This is a genomic window from Glycomyces paridis, assembly GCF_004912155.1.
GTDB classification, from domain to species: domain Bacteria; phylum Actinomycetota; class Actinomycetes; order Mycobacteriales; family Micromonosporaceae; genus Glycomyces; species Glycomyces paridis.
In genome coordinates, this window is the sequence record NZ_STGX01000003.1 from 153,840 (window position 1) to 175,180 (window position 21,341).

Annotated in this window: 15 protein-coding genes; 9 read left to right on the forward strand and 6 right to left on the reverse strand. The window is 71.4% G+C overall.

The features are described from left to right. Positions 1-16: 16 nt before the first annotated feature. From E9998_RS04895 to E9998_RS04905, 3 genes are all read right to left on the reverse strand, one after another. Positions 17-1,921 (reverse strand): beta-galactosidase, encoded by a 1,905-nt coding sequence (locus E9998_RS04895; protein WP_136528590.1) that lies wholly within the window; start codon positions 1,919-1,921, stop codon positions 17-19. Positions 1,922-2,075: 154 nt separating this feature from the next. Then, positions 2,076-2,798, reverse strand: coding sequence for a type 1 glutamine amidotransferase (locus E9998_RS04900; protein ID WP_136528591.1), 723 nt, complete (start codon positions 2,796-2,798; stop codon positions 2,076-2,078). 34 nt (positions 2,799-2,832) lie between these two features. Continuing rightward, entirely contained in the window at positions 2,833-4,077 is a 1,245-nt protein-coding gene (locus E9998_RS04905) for a Mur ligase family protein (protein ID WP_204745259.1), read from the reverse strand. A gap of 565 nt (positions 4,078-4,642) precedes the next feature. Between E9998_RS04905 and mraZ the strand changes: the two genes are divergently transcribed. The 5 genes from mraZ to E9998_RS04930 all read left to right on the forward strand — a co-directional run bounded on the left by mraZ (position 4,643) and on the right by E9998_RS04930 (position 9,925). Continuing rightward, positions 4,643-5,074, forward strand: coding sequence for a division/cell wall cluster transcriptional repressor MraZ (mraZ, locus tag E9998_RS04910; protein WP_136528811.1), 432 nt, complete (start codon positions 4,643-4,645; stop codon positions 5,072-5,074). A gap of 17 nt (positions 5,075-5,091) precedes the next feature. Beyond that, positions 5,092-6,072: a 16S rRNA (cytosine(1402)-N(4))-methyltransferase RsmH gene (gene rsmH / locus E9998_RS04915; RefSeq protein WP_136528592.1), complete on the forward strand. Its 981-nt coding sequence runs from the start codon at positions 5,092-5,094 to the stop codon at positions 6,070-6,072. Continuing rightward, positions 6,069-6,641, forward strand: coding sequence for a cell division protein FtsL (gene ftsL, locus E9998_RS04920; protein WP_136528593.1), 573 nt, complete (start codon positions 6,069-6,071; stop codon positions 6,639-6,641). Before rsmH ends, ftsL begins: the two co-directional genes overlap by 4 nt. A 9-nt stretch (positions 6,642-6,650) precedes the next feature. After that, the gene (locus E9998_RS04925) at positions 6,651-8,864 is read left to right on the forward strand and encodes a peptidoglycan D,D-transpeptidase FtsI family protein (RefSeq protein ID WP_136528594.1); all 2,214 of its coding nucleotides are present in this window, start codon (positions 6,651-6,653) and stop codon (positions 8,862-8,864) included. 146 nt (positions 8,865-9,010) lie between these two features. After that, positions 9,011-9,925, forward strand: coding sequence for a proteasome assembly chaperone family protein (locus tag E9998_RS04930; RefSeq protein ID WP_136528595.1), 915 nt, complete (start codon positions 9,011-9,013; stop codon positions 9,923-9,925). 57 nt (positions 9,926-9,982) lie between these two features. Here the strand turns inward: E9998_RS04930 and typA are convergent, their stop codons facing one another. After that, complete coding sequence (gene typA, locus E9998_RS04935) at positions 9,983-11,854, reverse strand: translational GTPase TypA (protein ID WP_136528596.1); 1,872 nt, start codon at positions 11,852-11,854, stop codon at positions 9,983-9,985. A 176-nt stretch (positions 11,855-12,030) separates the two neighbouring features. Between typA and gsmA the strand changes: the two genes are divergently transcribed. From gsmA to E9998_RS04955, 4 genes are all read left to right on the forward strand, one after another. After that, complete coding sequence (gsmA, locus tag E9998_RS04940; RefSeq protein ID WP_158299695.1) at positions 12,031-13,092, forward strand: sporangiospore maturation cell wall hydrolase GsmA; 1,062 nt, start codon at positions 12,031-12,033, stop codon at positions 13,090-13,092. 300 nt (positions 13,093-13,392) lie between these two features. Continuing rightward, the gene (gene uvrA / locus E9998_RS04945; protein WP_136528812.1) at positions 13,393-16,302 is read left to right on the forward strand and encodes an excinuclease ABC subunit UvrA; all 2,910 of its coding nucleotides are present in this window, start codon (positions 13,393-13,395) and stop codon (positions 16,300-16,302) included. Between the two features lie 73 nt (positions 16,303-16,375). Next, positions 16,376-16,984 (forward strand): prepilin peptidase, encoded by a 609-nt coding sequence (locus E9998_RS04950; protein WP_136528598.1) that lies wholly within the window; start codon positions 16,376-16,378, stop codon positions 16,982-16,984. 106 nt (positions 16,985-17,090) lie between these two features. Further along, complete coding sequence (locus tag E9998_RS04955) at positions 17,091-17,369, forward strand: hypothetical protein (RefSeq protein WP_136528599.1); 279 nt, start codon at positions 17,091-17,093, stop codon at positions 17,367-17,369. 186 nt (positions 17,370-17,555) lie between these two features. On the opposite strand, the gene E9998_RS04960 is transcribed toward E9998_RS04955, so the two are convergent. Then, positions 17,556-20,150: a glycoside hydrolase family 9 protein gene (locus E9998_RS04960; protein WP_158299696.1), complete on the reverse strand. Its 2,595-nt coding sequence runs from the start codon at positions 20,148-20,150 to the stop codon at positions 17,556-17,558. 153 nt (positions 20,151-20,303) lie between these two features. Continuing rightward, the gene (locus E9998_RS04965; RefSeq protein WP_136528600.1) at positions 20,304-21,287 is read right to left on the reverse strand and encodes a LacI family DNA-binding transcriptional regulator; all 984 of its coding nucleotides are present in this window, start codon (positions 21,285-21,287) and stop codon (positions 20,304-20,306) included. Positions 21,288-21,341 lie beyond the last annotated feature (54 nt).

Below are 21,341 nucleotides of genomic sequence, written 5' to 3' on the forward strand. Positions count from 1 at the left end.
GGCGGGCCGAAACGGCTCATCTCTCGTCGACGGCCCAGGACCCGGCGGGGACGATGACGTTGCCGACCTGCGTCTCCTGCTCGGTGTGGTTGAGGATGAACCGCCACCGGCCGCGGTCGACGACGTCGACGCCGCGCCCGCCGGGGCCGGTGAGCTTGAGTTCCTCGAAGAGGCGGTCCCAGGCCTCGTCCACGAGCTTGCACGAGACGTACCAGGCCTCGCCCTGGCCGACGGGGTTGACGGTGACGGCGGGCTGGTTCTCGATGACGTTGCCGGTGGCGTACTGGGTGACGCACTGGGCGCCGCGCAGTTCGACCAGTTCGCAGAACCGCTCGGCGGCGCCGAAGTTCCACAGGGCGCGGAGTTCTCCCGCGGGCTGGGGGAGGTGCTCGGTGACGCGGACGCCGAAGAGGTCGGTGAGGCCGCCGAGGTACCCGTCGAGCCAGACCTGGCAGTGCTCGTCCACGGCGCCGGTGAGGTAGGAGGCGACCAGGCGCCCGCCGCCGGCGGTGAACCAGCGGAGGTTCTCGGCGGCGGCCTTGCTGAGCACGTACGTGGTGGGCGCGATGACGGTGGTGTACTTCGACAGGTCGCCCTCGGGGGCGACGAAGTCGGCGACGACGCCCCGGTCGCGCAGGACCCGGTGGATCTGGGCGACGTTCTCCAGGTAGTCGACGGGTGCGGGCAGGTGCGGTCCCGAAGTGGCCCACCAGGACTCGGGGCTCCACAGGATCGCGACGGTCGACTCCACGGGGGACTCGACGGTGTGGGCGATGCCCGGCAGCGTGTTGCCGAACTCGGCGACCTCGCGGAACATGCGGGTGTGCCTGCCCGCGTGGGGGAGGAGCGCGGAGTGCCACTGCTCGGCGCCGCCGCGCCCGGCGCGCCACTGGAAGAACATGGCGCCCTTGGAGCCGCGGCTGATGTGGATCATCGAGTGGCGGGCCATGCGGCCGGGCGCCTTGGCGATCGCACCGTCCTTGGAGTGGATCGTTGCGGCGGCCTGCTCCATGAGGAGCCAGTCGCCGCCGCCGGCCCAGGAGCGCGAGAGGTCGGCGTGGAGTGCGCTCTGCTGCTCGGCGCGCTCGTCGGGCGCCGAGGGGTAGGAGTCGAAGGCGACGAGGTCCACTTCGCCCGCCCACTGCCAGTGGTCGACCGGGACCCATTGGCCGAACACGAAGTTCGTGGTGATCGGGATCTCGGCGTTGGCCGCGCGGAGCACGTCGCGCTGGGCGCGGTAGTGGTCGAGCATCGCGTCGGAGGTGAAGCGCTTGTAGTCGAGCTCGTGCGCGGGGTTGTGGAGGTACTGGGTGGCCCGCGGCGCGAGGACCTGGTCCCACTCGCTGTAGTGCTGGCTCCAGAACGCGCCCCACCAGGCCTCGTTGAGCGCTTCGAGGGTCTCGTACCGCTCCTGGAGCCAGACGCGGAAGGCCCGCTCGGCGTGCTCGGAGTAGGTGGCCGAGCCGTACTCGTTGTGGACGTGCCACATGGCGAGGGCCGGGTGCCCGGCGTAGCGCTCGGCGAGCTTCGCCGCGATCCGCAGCGAGGCCTCCCGGTAGGCGGGCGCGCAGACGTCGTAGGTGTCGCGCGAGCCGTGGACCTGCCGGACCCCGTCGGGGCGGGTGTTGAGCGCGTCGGGGTGGGCGAGGGTGAACCACGGCGGCGGGGAGGCGGTGGGGGTCGCCAGGTCGACGCCGATCCCTCCGGCGTGGAGCTTGTCGAGGACCCGGTCGAGCCACCCGAAGTCGTACTCGCCTTCGCGCGGTTCGAGCCTCGCCCAGGCGAACACGCCGACGGTGACGAGGTTGACCCCGGCCTCGCGCATGAGGAGGACGTCGTCGCCCCAGACGTCCTCGGGCCACTGCTCGGGGTTGTAGTCGCCGCCGTAGCTCAGGCCGTCGACGCCTTTGGGCCAGTCCATGGGGTCTCCTCACACAGGGGCGGGCGTGCGGCGCGGGGTGCGCCGCCAGAACAGTTAGTTGCCTGACAAAACTAACTGGTGGGGGTACGCTCCGCCCAGCCTAGTGCGAGAAATATGAGGTTCGTTCCTCCGGGCCGCCGACCACGGCGCCCGACTACTGCGCCCCCGACAGCGCCCCGAACCGCTCCTGCCGCAGCTTCTCCGGCCACGTGTCGTCCAGCGGCCGCAACTGCGAGGGGTCGACGCCCATCGCCCAGCCCAGCAGCAGGTCCGCTAGCTTCGGGTTGCGCGCCAGGCCCGGACCGTGCATGTACGTGCCGATCACGTGCCCCGCCCACGCGCCCTCGGTCGCGCCGTCGTTGCCCACCCCCGCGGTCACCCGCGCGAGCGGCTGCACCGCCTCGCCCAGGTGCGTGCGCCCCCCGTGGTTCTCGAAGCCCGTGATCGGACCGATCCCCAGCTGCGGCGCCGTCTCGCCCGCGACCTCGCCGACCGCCCGCGACGGGCCCCGGTCCGAACGCAGGTCCAGGATGTTCAGCCCCTCGTAGGCCCGCCCGTTCGCGTAGAACGAGGAGCCCAGCAGCTGGTAGCCCGCGCAGATCGCCAGGATCGGCTTCCCCGCCTCGGCCGCCCGGTTCAGCGCACCGTCCTGGAGCAGCCGGTCGGCCGCGACCGCCTGCGGGCCGTCCTCGCCACCGCCGATGAGGTAGATGTCCGCGGTGGTCGGGACGCGCTGGTCGCTGCGGACCTGCATCGGCTCCACGTCGATCCCCCGGGCGCGGGCCCGGTGGGCCAGCACCAGCAGGTTCCCCCGGTCGCCGTACGTCGACAAGAGGTCGGGGTAGAGCCAGACGATGCGCAGGGTGCTCAGTGCCACGGTTGAACGCTCGCTCTCTCAGTTGACATGGTTCTCAGTTCACCCTGTTGAATTCGGCGCGGATGTCCTGGAACGCCGTGTAGTTCGCCACGACCTCCACCGGCCCCGGCGGCACCGCCGCGATCGCCGCCCGGACGTCGTCCACCACCAGGAAGTCGACCCCGTCGACCTCCAGCCGCACCGCCAGGTCCGTGCGGCGGTCGCCCGTGACGACCACCTTCCTGCCCGACAGCGAGGTGAAGTCCACGTCGTAGATCCACGAGGTGTCGAAGCCGTCCACCTCGCGCGCGTTCAGCGACAGGACCACCGGCGGACCCTGCTCGATCATGTCGAACGACTCCAGCCAGCCCGCCGGGTTCTTCGCCAGCAGCAGCCGCAGGTGCCGCCCGTCCCGCTCGACCTTCGCGTACCGGCCCGCCACCGAGGCCACCTCCGACAGCCGCGGCGCCGCCTGCGCCGGGTCCACCCCGAACAGGCTCGCGATCGCCAGCGCCGTCGCCGCGTTCGCCCGGTTCACCCGGCCCGGCAACTGGAGGTTGAGGTCGTACCGGCGCCCGTCGGGCCCCACGACCGCCGAACCCGCCTGCGCCACCGACCACTGCGGGCTGGGGCGGTTGAGGCCGCAGTTCGTGCACCGCCAGAACTCGCCGAACCGGTCGAGGTGCGAGCCGCAGTTCGGGCAGATCGCCGAGTCCGCGGTCCAGCTCTGGCCCGCCGCCACCCACACCACGCGCTGGCACACCGAGGCGGCCCACACGATGAGCGGGTCGTCGGCGTTCGCCACGATCGTGGTCTGGCCCGCCGAGGACTGGAGGGTCTGGCGCCACTTCGCGGCGAGCGCGGTGACCTCCATGGCCCGGTCGAGCTGGTCGCGCGAGAGGTTGAGGAGCGCCACGACCTTCGGGCTCGCCGCGTCCAAGAGTTGGCCCAGGTAGTGCTCGTCGCATTCGAGCGCCGCGTACTCGGCCTTCGGGGCCTTCGCGAGCGCCGTGGTGTGCCCGGTGGGCATGTTCGCGCCGAAGGAGTTCGTGGCCACCTTCCCGATCGCCTCCAGGGCGGCGGTGGTGAAGCGCGTGGTCGTGGTCTTGCCGTTGGTGCCCGAGATGAGCACGACGTGGCGCCCGTCCGCCAGCAGCTCCAGAAGCCGCGGTTCGACGATGAGCCCGACGCGGCCGCCGATCACCGACCCGTCCCCCCGGCCCGTCGCCCGCGAGAGCGCCGCGGCGGTCCTGAGGAGCGCGGTGGCGAATTTCGCGCGTGGGGTCAGATTCGCGCTCATGCGGGCTCTCGCTTTCGGCTGGTTCGCACTCGACGACGGCGGTTCTCGAACGACTATGCACAAGAGTTTGTCACATGGCCCTCGGAACGCGTGACGAGTGGCGAGTGAGCGTGAGACCGCCCGCCCCGCCCCCACGCGTGCGCGCTCCCAGGCAGTGACGGACGCGAATGTCCTACCGCCGTTGCGCTTCCCCCGACCGCGCCGTTCCGAGCGTTCCCACCACATCGCTCCACAGTGACCGGCCGCGCGCGCACCGTGCCCGACTCCGGTCGCGCTCCGTGCGCGGACGACCCCGCCGCGGTCGTTCCGCAAGGGCCCCATGCCACCCGAAGGGGTGAACAATGAATGAAACTCGCTTGTGAGGGCCACTGTTGCGCACACGTCACTCCACTCCCCTCCACCGATCATGACCAGCCGATTCGCCACGCCCACCACGGATGTCGCGCGGAAACAACCCCCAAGGGTGGGGAGGAGTGGAGTAAGGTGGGGCGCAATGGCGGGACTGGTGGTCCGCCGGCGCGGTCGGGGAGGCCGCGCAGCCTGAGAGTCACGGGGGGTGGCGCCGATGTTCCTCGGCACCCATACCCCGCGCCTGGACGACAAGGGCCGCGTCATCCTTCCCGCGAAGTTCAGGGAAGGGCTGGCGGAGGGAGTCGTGATCACGAAGGGCCAGGAGCGGTGCCTGTACGTGTTCCCCGAAGGGGAGTTCGCGCGCATCGCCGAATCGCTCCAGCAGGCCCCCATGTCCAGCAAGACCGCCCGCGCCTACAGCCGGGTGTTCTTCGCCTCCGCCCACGACGAGGTCCCCGACAAGCAGGGCCGCGTCACCATCCCCGCGCGACTGCGCGAGTACGCCGGACTCGACCGCGACCTGGTCGTCATCGGCGCCTCGAACCGGGTCGAGATCTGGAACACCGCGACCTGGGACGACTACCTGGAGGCCTCCGAGGAGGCCTTCGCCGACATCGAAGAGGGCGACCTGCCCGAAGGACTGTAGAGAAGGAGGTGAGCGGAATGAACGACACCACGAACGCGCCGCACGTCCCCGTCATGCTGGACGAGGTGCTCGAGTACCTCGCCCCGGCCGTCGCGCGCCCCGGCGCCCTCGCCGTGGACGCGACCCTCGGCGCCGGCGGGCACACCGAGGCGCTGCTGACCGCCCACCCCGGCCTCACCGTCGTCGGCGTCGACCGCGACCCCAACGCGCTCGAACTCGCCTCCAAGCGACTCGCCGGCTTCGGCGACCGTTTCGTCCCGGCCCGCGCCGTCTACGACCAGATCCCGCAGGTGCTGGCGGACAACGGGTTCGAGGCGCTCGACGCGGTCCTGTTCGACCTCGGCGTGTCCTCGATGCAGCTCGACCAGCGCGAGCGCGGCTTCGCGTACAGCCAGGACGCGCCGCTGGACATGCGCATGAACCCCGACGACGACCTCACCGCCGAGACCGTCGTGAACACCTACCAGCCCGGGGAGCTCGTGCGCCTGCTCCGCGAGTACGGCGAGGAGAAGTTCGCGACCCGCGTCGTCTCCGCGATCGTCAAGGCCCGCGACAAGGCCCCGATCACCTCCAGCAGCGAGCTCGCCGAGCTCGTCAAGGACGCGATCCCGCAGGCGGGCAAGCGGACCGGGGGCAACCCTGCGAAGCGGACCTTCCAGGCCCTGCGCATCGAGGTCAACGGCGAGCTCGTCACGTGGGAGCGGGCCCTGCCGGCCGCCCTCGACGTGATGTCGGTGGGCGGGCGCGTCGCCGTGCTGTCCTACCACTCGCTCGAAGACCGCATCACCAAGCTGGAGCTGGCGAAGCGCGCCAGGTCCAACAGCCCGGCCGGACTCCCGGTCGACCTCCCGGGCACCGAGCCCACCTTTCGACTCCTCACGAAGAAGGCCCAGCAACCGACCCAGACCGAACTCGACCGGAATCCGCGATCGGCGCCCGCCCGGCTCCGCGCGGCCGAGCGCATCAGACCGTCCACAGGAGCAGGAGGCGCATCATGAGCGACCAGCCCTACCGCCGGCCGCAGGCCGACCCCGAGGAGATCATCAAGGCCGCCCGCCGCCGGGCCCGCGCCGCGTCCTCGCGCCGTCGGTCCCTGGTGGGGGAGGCGTCCGAGGCGCCCGTGTTCGACGGGAACCTCGCGGTGCAGCCCGAGACGGTCCCGATCGACCTGCCGCCGGTCGAGGCCCCCGCCTCGCCGCAGCGCGAGACCGTGGTGCTGCCGCGCACGCGCGAGCGCTCGGAGGCCAAGCCCGCGCCCGAGCCGGTCGAGGTGCCGCGCCCGGCGTTCGTCGGCGGGATCGCGGCCCTGGTGGTCGCCGGGATCGTCGGCCTGCTGCTGCTGAACACGGTCATCAACGAGGACGCGTACCACCTCCAGGAGCTGCGGAGCAACGCCGCGGACCTCGACCAGACCGAGCAGACGCTGGCCGACGAGCTGACGAACCTGAACTCGCCCAACACCCTCGCCGCCAACGCGGAGGCGTTCGGCATGGTCAGGCCCGACACGGTGACCTACCTGTACCTGCCCGGCGGCGAGACCGTCGAGCTGCCCTGGAGCAACGATTAGAGGACGTCGATGACCGAACCCGACCCCCGTCGACGGCGCGACCCCTCATCGATCAGCCGAGCACGTCGCTACACGCCTCGCGGACGCACCGTCCGCGAGGCGGCTTCGGCCTCCTCGGAGGACAACCGGGCCAGGGAGAACGGCGCGCGCGACCGCGAGGCCGCGCGCCGCGAGCGCAACCGGGCCGCCGAGGGCGCCGGAGCGGACGAGGCCGCGGACCTCGCGGCGAAGCGCCGCCGCGAGGCCGCGGCCCGCTCGCGCGAGCGCCGCCAGCGCGACACCGGCACGATCCCGACCGAGGCGCGCCCGCCGTCGCGCCCCACCGCGACCCGCCGGACCGCCGCGAAGTCGGAGCCGGTGCGCCGCACCGGGACCGTGCGCGCCACGCCCGCGAAGCGCACCGGCAGAGGCACTGTCGGCGCCCAGCGCCGCGGCGCCTCCCGCGCCGCCGGGCCCTCGCCGGTGCGCCCCCAGCCTCGCCTGCCGCGCCTGGGCAGCCCGTCCCGGCGCCTGCGGATGGCCTCGGCCTTCGTGATGATCCTGCTGGTCCTCTCGGGGACCCGCCTGGTCCAGTTGCAGGTCACCGACTCCGCGGTCTACGCCGCCGAGGCGATGAACCAGCGCCTGACCACCGAGCCGCTCCCCGCCGAGCGCGGGGCCATCCTCGACCGCAACGGGAACCGTCTCGCGTACTCGGTGGAGTCGAACTACATCGCAGTCGACCCGGTGATGCTCAAAGGGGACCCGGCCGAGCTCGCCGGGCGCCTCGACCGGCTGCTGGGCCGCCCGGCCTCCGAACTGGAGCCGATCCTCTCGACGCAGTCGACCCCGCAAGGCGAGGAGATCCGCTTCGCCTACCTCCAGCGCGGCGTCGACCTCGCCATCGGCGACGAGATCCGCGAGATGGAGGACCCGGGGCTCATCATCGGCGACGACGAGCGGCGCGTGGTGCCCGGGCACGACCTGGCCGCCAACGTCCTCGGCTTCACCGGCGAGGAGGGCACGGGCCTGGCCGGCCTGGAGGCCACCTACGACTCGTGGCTGCGCGGCACCGACGGCGAGCTCTCCTACGAGCGCAGCCAGCTCGACGGCCTGCCGATCCCCGGCGCGTTCTACCGCGAGGAGGAGGCCGTGCCCGGCAAGGACCTCCAGCTCACCATCGACGCCGACCTCCAGTTCCAGGTCCAGAACATCCTGGAGACCACCGTCACCGAGCACGACGCCGAGTTCGGATCGGCCCTGGTGATGGAGGTCGGGACCGGCGACATGCTCGCGATGGCCTCGACCCCGACCTACGACGCGGCCGACCCGTTCGCCGTGGACGACGAGGAGGCGTACCGCGACTACGCCACGCAGGCCACTGTGGACCCCGGTTCGATCCACAAGGCGATCGTCTTCGCCGCCGCGCTCGAAGAGGGCTGCATCGAGCCCGACGGGACCATGCCCGTGGCGCAGACGATCAACAAGGGCGGCGTCGACTACAAGGACGGCTACCAGCACGGCGACGCGATCCTGAGCCTCGCCGGGATCATCGCGCAGTCCTCGAATGTGGGCACCATCCAGCTGGCCGACTGCATCGGCAAGGAGAAGCTCTACGAGTACCAGCTCGCCTTCGGCCTCGGCGCGCCCTCGGACGTCGGCATCGCCGGGGAGGCCGCGGGCATCCTCCAGCCGCCGGAGCTGTGGTCGGGCACCTCCTACGGCTCGGTCCCGATCGGCCACGAGGGCACGGCCACCATCATGCAGATGGCGGCCATGTACGGCGCCATCGCCAACGACGGCGTCTACGTCCAGCCCACCCTGGTGGACCACAAGATCGACGCGAACGGCGACCCGGTCGAGCAGGAGGACCCCGCCGAGCGGCGCGTCATCTCCACCGAGACCGCGAAGGACCTCCAGTACCTCCTCCAGGCCCCGATCGCCGACGAGACCGGCACCGGGCACAACGCGCAGCTGGAGCACTACCACCTGGCCGGCAAGACCGGCACCGGCGGGCTCGTCGTGGACGGGGAGTACGCGCCGGGCAACGTGACCTCGTTCGTGGGCTTCGCCCCGGCCGAGGACCCGCAGTACGTGGTGGCCGTGAGCGTCTACGTCCCCGGCGGGGGCGGCGGCGGCTCGACCACCGGCGAGGCGTTCAAGGAGATCAACGAGTTCGCCTTGGGCTACTTCGGGGTTCGCCCCGCGACCGAACCCGCGCCCGTCTTCGACGTGTGGGGCTGAGACCCGTCCGCGCCGCCCCGGACCCGGTCCCGGGCGGCGCGCCGGGCGCGGGCGTGACGCTTCTCCGAAGTTCTCCCCGAGGGGGAATCGGGGATCGGCCCCGGGCGTTAGCATCGAAGGCGTCAAGGAAGAAGGAGCCGATTGTTTTGAACGTTGACCCTTGGGCACTGTGCGAAGTCCTCGCCGAGCCACCGGAGGCGCGGGGCGCGGTGCTGCTGCACTTCCTCGACGGGTTCATGGACGCGGGCCAGGCGGGGCGCGGGGTCGTCGACCACCTGTTCAAGACCTGCGAGCACACCCCCATCGCGTCGTTCGACGTCGACCAGCTCATCGACTACCGCTCCCGGCGGCCGAACCTGACCTTCTCGATCGACCGCTGGTCGGACTTCGAGGCGCCCCAACTGGTGGTCTACCTCATGCGCGACGCCTCCGAGCGGCCGTTCCTGCTCATGACCGGGCCCGAGCCCGACTTCGCCTGGGAACGGTTCGTGGACTCCGTCGAGGACCTCGTGGAGCACTGGCACGTGCCGCTCACCCTCGGCTTCCAGGGCATCCCGATGGGGGTGCCGCACACGCGCTCCCTGGGCATGACCGTGCACGCCACGCGGCCCGAACTCGTCTTCGACAACCGCCCGGTGTTCAACGAGGTCACCGTCCCCGGGAACGCCGCCGGCCTCCTGGAGTACCGCCTCGGCGAGTCCGGGCGGGACGCCATCGGCCTGTCGGTCCACGTGCCGCACTACGTCATGCAGATGACCTACCCGGCCGCCACGGTCCGCCTCCTGGAGGGCATCCGCGAGGCCACCGGCCTCGACCTGCCCTCCGACGACGAACTCGAAGTCGAACGCGCCCAAGTGGACTCCGACATCGCCGAGCAGGTCGCCGAGTCCGAAGAGGTCGCCGACGTGGTGAAGACCCTCGAAGAGCAGTACGACTCGTTCGCCGAGGCCGCCGAGGCCGACGAGATGCTCCAGGACGGGCGCATGCCCACCGCCGACGAGCTCGGCGCCGCCTTCGAGACCTTCCTCGCCGAGCGCCAGCGCGGCGAGGACGACAAGTAGCCCCACGACGCGAACGGGCCCGGCCTGCCAAGGCCGGGCCCGTTCCTCGTCTCGGGACTACTTGCCGTGCTTGGCCTTCGAGGCCGAGCGGCCGCGCTCCTTCTGGTCGAGCACGACCTTGCGGATGCGGACGGTCTCGGGCGTGACCTCCACGCACTCGTCGTCGCGGCAGAACTCCAGCGACTGCTCCAGCGACAGCAGGCGCGGGGGCACCACGTTCTCGGTGGAGTCGGCCGCGGCCGCGCGCATGTTGGTGAGCTTCTTCTCCTTGGTGATGTTGACGTCCATGTCGTCCGAGCGCGAGTTCTCGCCGACGATCATGCCCTCGTACACCTCGGTGGTCGGCCCGTAGAAGAGCACGCCGCGCTCCTGGAGGTTGATCATCGCGAACGCGGTGACCGCCCCGGCCCGGTCGGCCACGAGCGACCCGTTGTTGCGGGTGCGCAGCTCGCCGAACCACGGCTCGTGCTTCTCGTAGATCGAGTGCGCGATGCCCGTGCCGCGGGTCTGGGTCAGGAACTCGGTGCGGAAGCCGATGAGGCCGCGGGAGGGGACGAGCCACTCCATGCGGATCCAGCCCGAACCGTGGTTCGTCATGGTCTCCATGCGGCCCTTGCGGGTCGCCATGAGCTGGGTGATCGCGCCCAGGTGCTCCTCGGGGGAGTCGATGGTCATGCGCTCGACCGGCTCGTGGGTCTTGCCGTCGACCTGCTTGGTGACCACCTCGGGCTTGCCGACGGTGAGCTCGAAGCCCTCGCGGCGCATCTGCTCGACCAGGATCGCCAGGGCCAGCTCGCCGCGGCCCTGCACCTCCCAGGCGTCCGGCCGCTCGGTCGGGAGCACCCGCAGCGAGACGTTGCCGACCAGCTCGCGGTCGAGGCGGTCCTTCACCTGGCGGGCGGTGACCTTGTGGCCCTTGCCGCCCTTGCCGACCAGCGGCGAGGTGTTGGTGCCGATGGTCATCGAGATCGCCGGCTCGTCCACGGTGATGAGCGGCAGCGCCACCGGGTTCTCGGTGTCGGCGAGGGTCTCGCCGATCATGATGTCGGGGATGCCCGCGATGGCGCAGATGTCGCCGGGGCCGGCCTTCTCGGCCGGCTTGCGGGTCAGCGCCTCGGTCATGAGCAGCTCGGTGATGCGCACGTTCTGGGTCGAGCCGTCGCGCTTGATCCAGGTGACGGTCTGGCCCTTGCGCAGCTCGCCCTCCTCGACCCGGCACAGGGCGATGCGGCCCAGGAAGTTGTCGGCGTCGAGGTTCGTCACGTGCGCCTGGAGCGGCGCTCCGGGCGTGTACTCGGGGGCCGGGACGTGCTCGATGATGGTGTCGAAGAACGGCTTGAGGTTGTCGGAGTCCTCGGGGACCGTGCCGTCCTTGGGCTTGTTCAGGGACGCGACGCCGTCGCGGGCGCAGGCGTAGACGATCGGGAACTCGATCTGCTCCTCGTCGGCGTCCAGGTCCAGGAACAGGTCGTAGGTCTCGTTGACGACCTCGTCGATGCGGGCGTCGGGACGGTCGGTCTTGTTGATGCACAAGATGACCGGCAGGCGCGCGGTGAGCGCCTTGCGCAGGACGAAGCGGGTCTGGGGCAGCGGGCCCTCGGAGGCGTCGACCAGGAGCACCACCGCGTCGACCATCGACAGGCCTCGCTCGACCTCGCCGCCGAAGTCGGCGTGGCCGGGCGTGTCGATGATGTTGATGACCATGGCGGACCCGTCCGCCGGGTTGGTGTAGTGGACCGCGGTGTTCTTCGCGAGGATCGTGATGCCCTTCTCGCGTTCAAGGTCACCGGAGTCCATGACGCGGTCGTCGACCGCGGCACCTTCACGGAAGGCGCCGGCCTGCTTGAGCATGGCGTCGACGAGCGTGGTCTTGCCGTGGTCGACGTGGGCGACGATGGCGATGTTTCGCAGATCAGAGCGTGTAGACACGACGACCATTGTCGCCTAAGCAGAAGGCGGACCTGGCGTCAACCCTGGTGATCGCGGACACCCAGGCGCCACTGGCGTGGGAACAATGCTCACATTGTGGCTTTCCGTGAGGGATTATCCGACAGTATCTAAACTCCCGTCCTATGGGCGTATTCCGTGTATCCATCCGATTCGTAATGGTTCTCGCGCTCGCCGCCGGAGCCGCGCTCACCGCCGCGCTCCCCGCTCAGGCGGCCCTCACCGGCGCCACCGTGAGCACCGCCTCAGGCCCGCTCAACGTGCGCTCGGGCCCGGCCACCGACAAGAAGTCGGTCGGCACCCTCGCCAAGGGCGCGGCCGTCTCGGTCTACTGCAAGGTCCGCGGCGAGCAGATCGACGGGCACGTGCGCGACTCCTCGACCTGGCTGCGCATCGGCTCCGACCGCTGGATCGCCGACGCCTACGTCGCCTGGTCGCCCGCGCGCACCGTCCCCTGGTGCGCCGCCGCCACCGCTGCGGCCACCGGCGCCAAGGTCGCCACCGAGGGGGGCGAGCTCAACATCCGCGCCGCCGCCACCTCCACCAGCGGCCGCCAGGGCGCCTACGCCAACGGCGCGGCCCTCACCGTCCAGTGCCAGGTGTGGGGCCAGCAGGTCGACGGCACCGCCCGCAAGACCGGCTCCTGGTACAAGGTCGGCGACAAGCGCTACGTCTCGGCCGCCTACGTCAAGTGGAGCAAGGGCGAGCCGTGGCTGCCGTGGTGCGGCCAGGACCCGCCCACCGTCCCGCGCGGGGGCAACAAGGGCTTCATCAGCGCCAACGCGCCTGCCGCGCAGGCCAGCGACCGCGCCACCGGCGTGCCCGCCTCCGTGACCCTCGCCCAGGCCATCCTGGAGACCGGCTGGGGCCGCGGCGCCCTCGCCCGCGAGGACCACAACCTGTTCGGCATGAAGTGCTTCGGCTCGCCCGGCGCCCACGCGATCGGCTGCCGCGACTACGCCACCTTCGAGTGCAGCCCGACCGGCGGCTGCTTCGACCTCAAGGCCACCTTCCGCGCCTACGAGAGCGTCGCCGACTCCTACCGCGACCACGGCGACCTGCTCGCCAACTGGGCCCGCTACGACACCGCGATGGACCACGCCGGGGACCCCAAACGCTTCGCAAAGGAGATCCAGAAGGCCGGCTACGCGACCGACCCGAAGTACGCCGAGAAGCTCATCGGGATCATGGACCAGTACGACCTGTACCGGTTCGACTGACCGACCCGGGTCCGCGGCCGCGGACCCGGCCGCCCGGCCGCGCCACCCTTGCGGCCGCCGGGCGGCCGCACGCGGGCCGAGGGGCCGCCTCGGCCCGCGTACCGGCCCCTGCGGCGAACCTGAGGCAAAGGTCACAGTCGCCTGGGAAACCGCAGTACCCGGCGGGGTAACCTCGACAGGCGGCCCGGTGCAGCGGCACTGTCGAACAGCGGGCCTCCCAGAACTGTCGGACCCGAACGTTAGATTCCCACCGTGGCCAACGAGCACCTTCAGCGAGCAACCCAGCAATCCTCCGGCACCATCGTCGTGCGCGGCGCCCGCGAGCACAACCTCAAGGACGTCGACCTCGACCTGCCCCGCGACTCCCTGATCGTCTTCACCGGCCTGTCCGGTTCGGGCAAGTCCTCCCTGGCGTTCGACACGATCTTCGCCGAGGGCCAGCGCCGCTACGTCGAATCGCTCTCGGCCTACGCCCGCCAGTTCCTCGGCCAGATGGACAAGCCCGACGTCGACTTCATCGAGGGCCTCTCGCCCGCGGTCTCGATCGACCAGAAGTCGACCTCGCGCAACCCGCGCTCGACCGTCGGCACGATCACTGAGATCTACGACTACATGCGCCTGCTCTACGCGCGGATCGGCGTCCCGCACTGCCCGGTCTGCGGCGAGGAGATCGGGCGCCAGTCGCCGCAGCAGATCACCGACCAGATCATGGCGATGCCCGAGGGCACCCGCTTCCAGGTCCTCGCCCCGGTCGTGCGCAAGCGCAAGGGCGAGTTTGTCGACCTCTTCGCCGACCTCCAGCAGCAGGGCTACGCCCGCGCCCGCATCGACGGCGAGGTGTACGCGCTCACCGACGCGCCGAAGCTCAAGAAGCAGGAGAAGCACGACATCGACGTGGTCATCGACCGCCTCGTCGTCAAGCCCTCCTCGGTCCAGCGCGTCACCGACTCGGTCGAGTCCGCGCTCGGGCTCGCCGACGGCGTGGTCGTCCTCGACTTCGTCGACGTCGCCGAGGACCACCCCGACCGCACGCGCCGCTTCTCCGAGAAGCTCGCCTGCCCCAACGACCACCCGCTCACGCTCGACGAGCTGGAGCCGCGCACCTTCTCCTTCAACGCGCCCTTCGGCGCCTGCCCGGTCTGCCACGGCCTGGGCGTGCGCAAGGAGGTCGACCCCGAACTGGTCATCCGCGACCTCGAGGCGACCATCCGTGGCGGCGCGCTCGCGCCCTGGTCCTCGGTCGGCATGGGCGACTACTTCCTGTTCCAGATCGTCTCGCTCGGCGAAGCCGTCGGCTTCGACGTCGACACGCCGTGGGCCGACCTGCCCTCGCGGGCGCAGAAGGCCGTCCTCTACGGCCACGACGAGACGCTCCAGGTCTCCTACCGCAACAAGCGCGGCCAGCGCCGCTCCTACGAGACCCGCTTCGAAGGGGTCGTGCCCTGGGTCGAGCGCCGCCACCACGAGACCGACTCGGAGTGGACCCGCGAGAAGTACGAGCAGTTCATGCGCGAGATCCCGTGCTCGACCTGCCAGGGCGCCCGCCTCAAGCCCGAGGTCCTCGCCGTCACCGTCGAAGGGCTCTCGATCCACGAGGTCTGCACGCTCTCGGTCGCCGACTGCTCCTCGTTCTTCAACGCGCTCAAGCTCACCGACCGCGACACGATGATCGCCGCGCCGATCGTCAAGGAGGTCACCGCGCGCCTGCGGTTCCTGCTGGACGTCGGCCTCGACTACCTCACGCTCGCCCGCGCCTCGGGGAGCCTGTCGGGCGGCGAGGCCCAGCGCATCCGCCTGGCGACGCAGATCGGCGCGGGCCTCGTGGGCGTCCTCTACGTCCTCGACGAGCCCTCGATCGGCCTGCACCAGCGCGACAACAACCGGCTCATCGCCACCCTCGAACGCCTCCGCGACCTGGGCAACACGCTCATCGTGGTCGAGCACGACGAGGACACCATCCGCGTGGCCGACCACATCGTCGACATCGGCCCCGGCGCCGGGGAGCACGGCGGCTCGGTCATCTACTCCGGGCCCGTCTCGGGCCTGTCGGACGCGAAGGGCTCCATCACCGGCGACTACTTCTCGGGCCGCCGCCACATCCCCGTCCCCGACAAGCGCCGCCCCACCGACCCCTCCCGCGAGCTGGTCGTCAAGGGCGCCAGGGAGAACAACCTCAAGAGCATCGACGCCGCGTTCCCGATGGGCTGCATGGTCTCGGTGACGGGCGTGTCCGGCTCGGGCAAGTCCACCCTCGTCAACGAGATCCTCTACAACACGCTCGCCGCGGAGATCAACGGCGCCAAGGTGGTCGCGGGCAAGCACCGCACCATCACCGGCCTCGACGGGGTCGACAAGGTCGTGGGCGTCGACCAGTCCCCGATCGGGCGCACGCCCCGCTCGAACCCGGCCACCTACACCGGCGTGTTCGACAAGGTCCGCAAGCTCTTCGCGGGCACCCCGGAGGCGAAGGTCCGCGGTTGGGGCCCCGGCCGCTTCTCCTTCAATGTCAAGGGCGGGCGCTGCGAGGCGTGCTCGGGCGACGGCACGCTCAAGATCGAGATGAACTTCCTGCCCGACGTGTACGTGCCCTGCGAGGAGTGCGGCGGCGCGCGGTACAACCGCGACACCCTCAAGGTCCACTACCGCGGCAAGACCATCTCGGACGTGCTCGACATGCCCATCGAGGAGGCCGCCGACTTCTTCGAGCCGATCCAGTCGATCCACCGGCACCTCAAGACCCTCGTCGACGTCGGCCTGGGCTACGTGCGGCTCGGCCAGCCCGCGCCCACGCTCTCGGGCGGCGAGGCGCAGCGCGTCAAGCTCGCCTCCGAGCTCCAGAAGCGCTCGACCGGCAAGACCGTGTACATCCTCGACGAGCCGACCACCGGCCTCCACTTCGAGGACGTGCGCAAGCTCCTCGGCGTGCTCGACGGCCTGGTCGACAAGGGCAACACCGTGATCACCATCGAGCACAACCTCGAAGTGATCAAGTGCTCGGACTGGGTCATCGACCTCGGCCCCGAAGGTGGCGACAAGGGCGGCACCCTCGTCGCGGCGGGCACCCCCGAGGAGGTCGCCGCGATCGCCGCGAGCCACACCGGCCACTACCTCCGCCCGCTCCTGGGCCTCGACGGGAAGGGCAACGGGGACGGTCCCGCCGCCCGCCGCGCCAAGACCGGCAACGGCCGCAAGACCGCCGCCAAACGCTGACACCGGACGGGAACGACGCGGCACGCCGCGTCGTTCCCGCCTCCCGTTGCGCCGCAATGGGACCATCGCCGGCATGATCGTCGCCGCCGCTGTCGCCCTCCTCGCCGTCCCGGGCCTGCACCGGACCGTCTCGCTCGCCACCGGGCGCCGCCCCGACCGCCGCCTCTTCGCCCTCGCGAGCCTCGCCGCCGCACTCGTGATCGCCTGGCGCGCCGCCGATCCGCTCCACGCGCTCGCCCTCGCGGCCGTCGCCGCGGCGGGGATCGCGGCGGGCTGGATCGACGCCTACGAGCGGCGCCTGCCCGACCTCCTCGTCCTGCCCGCCTACCCGGTCGCGGCGGCGCTCCTGCTCGCCACCGGCGACCCCGACGCAATGCTCCGGGCCGCCGCCTGCGCCGCCGCAGGACTCGCCCTCTACGGGATCGGCTGCGCCGCAGGCCAGGTCGGCTTCGGCGACGTCAAGCTCGCAGGCCTGCTCGGCCTCGTCCTCGGTTGGGCCGCATGGCAGACCGCCGCCGCCGCGGCCCTCGCGACCGTCCTCGTCGGCGGGGGACAGGCGGCCGTAGCGCTCGCCGCCGGTCGCCGCGACCTCCCGTACGGACCGGCCATGCTCGCCGGGGCCTTGCTCGGCCTCGCGGCCTCGAACACGCCCGTCACTCAAGCGCCGCCCGAAATCATCTAATTCGCTCACATGCCGCGAACCGCCGCGCGGCGGCCGGAACCTCCCTAAAGTCATCAGCGGCCCTGGAACCAGGGCAGTTCACCGAATCCGATTCAAGGGAGCGTTCATGCTTCGTACAGCACTCAAAGGGGCCGCGGTCGCCGGTGCCGCGGCGATGCTCGCAGTCGGCGCGGCTTCGCCCGCGATGGCCAACGGGTCCGATTACGTCTACGACGCGGACGACTTCGGCGGTGTCAACGTCCTGTCGAACTTCTGCGTCAACAACACCGGTGACATCCTCGCCCTGCTTGACATCCTGTCGTTCAGCGGCGACGCCAGCTGCAACTGGTCGGACGTGAACGTCCACGCCAACGGCAGCGACAACGGCGGCCACCACGGCCACTGACGCCCGTGCGCGGACGGGGCGGCGCCGCCGGCGCCCCCCGCCCGCGACGCCGCGGCCGTGCGGGCGGCCGTGAGCGAACGCGTCAAGGGGCGGCCGCCGTGAGGCGGCCGCCCCGATGCCGACCCCGGGCTCACCCTTCCCGGTCGCGGCGGATCAAGACTTCCCCGGCCCTGAGGCCGGGTGCGGTCATCCGGTCGTGCAGGTCACCGACGACGGGGCCACCGCCGTACGCGCGTCCTTCGCCCCGATGAACCCGAACGTGAACGTCCGGCCCGCGCTCAGCGCGGTGCCGCCGCCGACCTCGGTCGCGGTCACCAGATGCCCCTCCTGCGACAGGTCGGCGCTCCAGGACTGGACCACGGACTGACCCGTGGGCATCGCCCAGTGCAGCGTCACGTTCTCCAGCGCCGCGTCACCGGTGTTGGTCACCAGCACCTGCGCCACGAACCCGCCCGGCCACTGGCCGTTGATGAGGTACTCCACCTGGCACGAGGGCGCCGACGGCGCCGAGACCTGGTCGGCCGCGAAGCTCGCGACCTGCGCCAGCGACGCGTTCCAGTTGATCGTCAGCTCGTTCGTCGCCCACGACCCGATGTCGTCGATGTAGCAGCCCTGCGGGTCGCAGTCGGTCAGCCACCGCTGCGCGACCGGGTCCCACGTGCTGGCGACCGAGTTCGGACCGCCCGAGAGCGTCCCGACCGGCGGGTTCGGCAGCGCCGGGTCCAACTGGTTGGCGTACCAGCGCGAGTGCTGGTTCTTCGAGAAGTGCGAACCGTACCCGGTCACATACGAGTTACCGAGCGCGTTGCGGCCCAGGATGTAGTCGAGCCCGGCGAACACGCCGTCGCGGTAGCGCGCTTCGCCCGTCAGGTCGAAGGCGGCGCCGACGACCACGAGCCGGTTGAGCACCGCGGAGTTCGAGCCCCAGTCGAAGCCGTTCGCCCCGTAGCCGAGGTCCCACGGGCTCGCGTCCTGCTCGTCCAGGTACACGTCCGCACCGGCGACGACCTCGGCGATGACGTCGTCGCGGCCCGGGAGCGCGTTCGGCACCAGCGCGAGGTCGAGCTTCGCGAGCTGCGCCACCTCGCCCCACCAGAAGCCGCTCGCGGCGAAGACGTCCTCCTCGTGCAGCTCGGAGCCGAGCACGTCCGCCTCGTAGGCGTCGGCACCGGTGGTCAGGAACAACTCGGCCGCCGCCCAGTAGAACTCGTCGGTGACCTTGTTGTCCCCGTAAGGACCGCCGCCCGCGCCGCGGTCGACCGCGTAGACCTCGGGGTTCGCCAGCGCCGCCGCGTAGGCGGTCTCGGCCGCCTCCAGGGCCTGCGCCGCGAACTCGGGGTCGTAGGGCTCGAACAGCCGCGCGGCCTGCGCGGCCGCGGCCGCCAGGTTGAGCGTCGCCGCCGTCGACGGCGGCTCCAGGAACCGCGCCTGCGGGTCGTCGGACGGCATGAGCGGCAGGCCGGTCCAGTTCTCGTCGTGGATCTTGTGGTGGGCCATGCCCGCCAGCTCCTCGCCGGCCGGCACTTGCATCGACATCAGGAACTCGACCTCCCAGCGGGCCTCGTCGAGGACGTCGGGGACGCCGTCGCCGTGCTCGGGGAGGCGCAGGGTCCCGTCGGCCAGGCGCGCGGGGTCGCCGGTGGGCGCGTGGAGCGTCCGCTCGTACACCGACATGAGCTGCGCGACCGAGATGCCGCCGTTGACCACGTACTTGCCGTGGTCGCCCGCGTCGTACCAGCCGCCGGTCACGTCCAGCGTGTAGTCGCAGGCCCCGCCGTAGCAGGTCACGGCCCCGTCGCCCTGGTTCGGCGCGACGTCGACGTGCCCGGCCTCGCGGCCGTACCCGGGGGCTACGCCATCGTCGATGGCGATGCCCGAGCGCTGCGGGTAGTAGAAGGAGAGCGCGTCGACGGCGAGGTCGCCGTAAGCGGCGGTGCCGATCGCGAACGGGTACGAGGTCTCCCCGTCGGCCGTCAGCGTGTAGCCCTCGCCGGCGGCGGTGACCTCGGAGAAGTCGATGACGTGCACCGACTCCCCGGAGGTCGACTCGGGCCCGTGCGGCGCGGAGTCGCCCTCGGCGACCAGGGCGCCCTCGGCGTCGTGCAGCTGCCAGGCCAGCGGGTCCTCGGACTCGGTGACGAGCGTGGCCCGCTTGGGGCCGTCGGGCAGGTAGCCGACCTGGTTGACCCGCACGCGCGGGCCGGTGTCGGGGTCGTAGACGGGCGGTTCGGCGCCGGTGAGCAAGGCGACCTCCGATAGGCACAGCTGCCAGGGTGCGTCGTTGCGACCGATCTGGAACGCGAGCTGTGCGTCCGGCCAGTCGGCGCTGGCGGTGAAGGCGTAGCTGAAGGTCTGCGCCTCCGCGGTCAGCGAGGGGAATTCTTCCAGGGCCGTCATCCAGGGGTCGACCGGCTGCTGGACGAGGGCGCGGACGCTGACGTCGGCCGAGGCCCGAGCGGTGAACTGGAGTTCGTAGGACTCGCCGGTGACCAGGGGCAGGTTGTCCTGGCCGACGATGGCGTCCCAGGGGTTGAGGGTCCCGCCGGGGACGTCGATGCACCACTCGCCGTCGGCGACCGCGCCGGTGAGGTTCGCGGTGGTCCACCATCCGTTGGTGCCGTCGGCGAAGTCGCCGTTGGTGACCAGGTTGGTCGGTTCCTCGTCCTGCGCCTGCGCGGCGGGAGCGGCGGCAATCGCTCCCACGGCGAGTGCGGTCGCGGCCGCGAGCGCGACGCGCCGGGGTGCTGATCGGGCTGGTGGTGCCAGTGCGGTTCGTGGCATGGAGGTGCTCTCCTCGAAAGGGTTGGGAGCGTTACCACCTGCATCCTTTCATTGAAGTATTTGAATGTCAATGACTCTTTCCCGTCGTTTCGACGGAAAGCGTTGTCGCCATTCGATTCCGGCGGCCCGCCCCCGCGGACCGCCGGGTACGCCTCAATGGGACGGCGGCCCGCTCGTGCCGCGGACCACCAGCCGCGACTCCAGTTTCAGCGTCGCCCCCGCCTCGCGGGCGCCGCGCAGCTGCTCGTCCGCCGCCGCGACCGCCAGGCGGGCCAGGCGCGGCACGTCCTGGCGCACCGTCGTCAGGTCGATGTGGCTGAGCCCGGCGATGTGGCTGTCGTCGTAGCCGACGATCGAGACCTGCTCGGGGACCTTCACGCCCGCGCGCGTGAACACGTCGAGCAGGCCGATCGCGCTCAGGTCGTTCGCGGCGAACACCGCTGTCGGCAGCGGGCCCTCGCCCTCCAGCAGCGCCCGCGCGGCCTCGGCCCCGCCCTCCTCGAAGTGGTTGCCCGGCAGCACCCGGATCCACTCCTCCAGCCCGTGCGAGCGCATCGCGTCGCGGTAGGCCCGGCGCCGCTCCGGCCCGCCCGGGCGGCTCCCGGCGTCCACGTGCACGATGTCGCGGTGGCCCAGGCCCACGAGGTAGTCCACCACCGCCCGCGTGCCCGGCCGGTCGTAGGAGGTGACCACGTCCACCCCGGCGTCCTTGATGAGGCGCCCGATCACCACCGTCGGCACCCGCCGGGCCAGGGCCGCGACCGCCTCGTCGTCGATCGTCGGCCCGCACAGCAGCAGCGCCTCGCTGCGGTGGCCGATGAGCGCCTCGATCGCCTTGTGCTCGTCCCTGGTGGGCACCGCCGCGCTCAGGACCAGGTCGTAGCCCAGCTCCTCGGCCGCCGGGTAGACCGCCTCCACCAGGTCCACGTGGTACGGGTTCCTCGCCGTGAACAGCACCCCGAGGACCCGGCTGCGCCCGCGCGCGAGCAGGCGCGCGGCCATGTCGGGCTTGTATCCGAGCCGCGCCGCCGCCGCGAACACCCGCTCGCGGGTCTCCGGGCTCGCGCCAGGCTGGCCCCGGAAGACCAGCGACACCAGCGCTCTCGAGACGCCGACCTCGGCGGCCACGTCCGTCATCGTGGGTTTGCGCGACCGCCGTGCCGGGAGGCGGTCCGCGGATCTCCGTGCGCG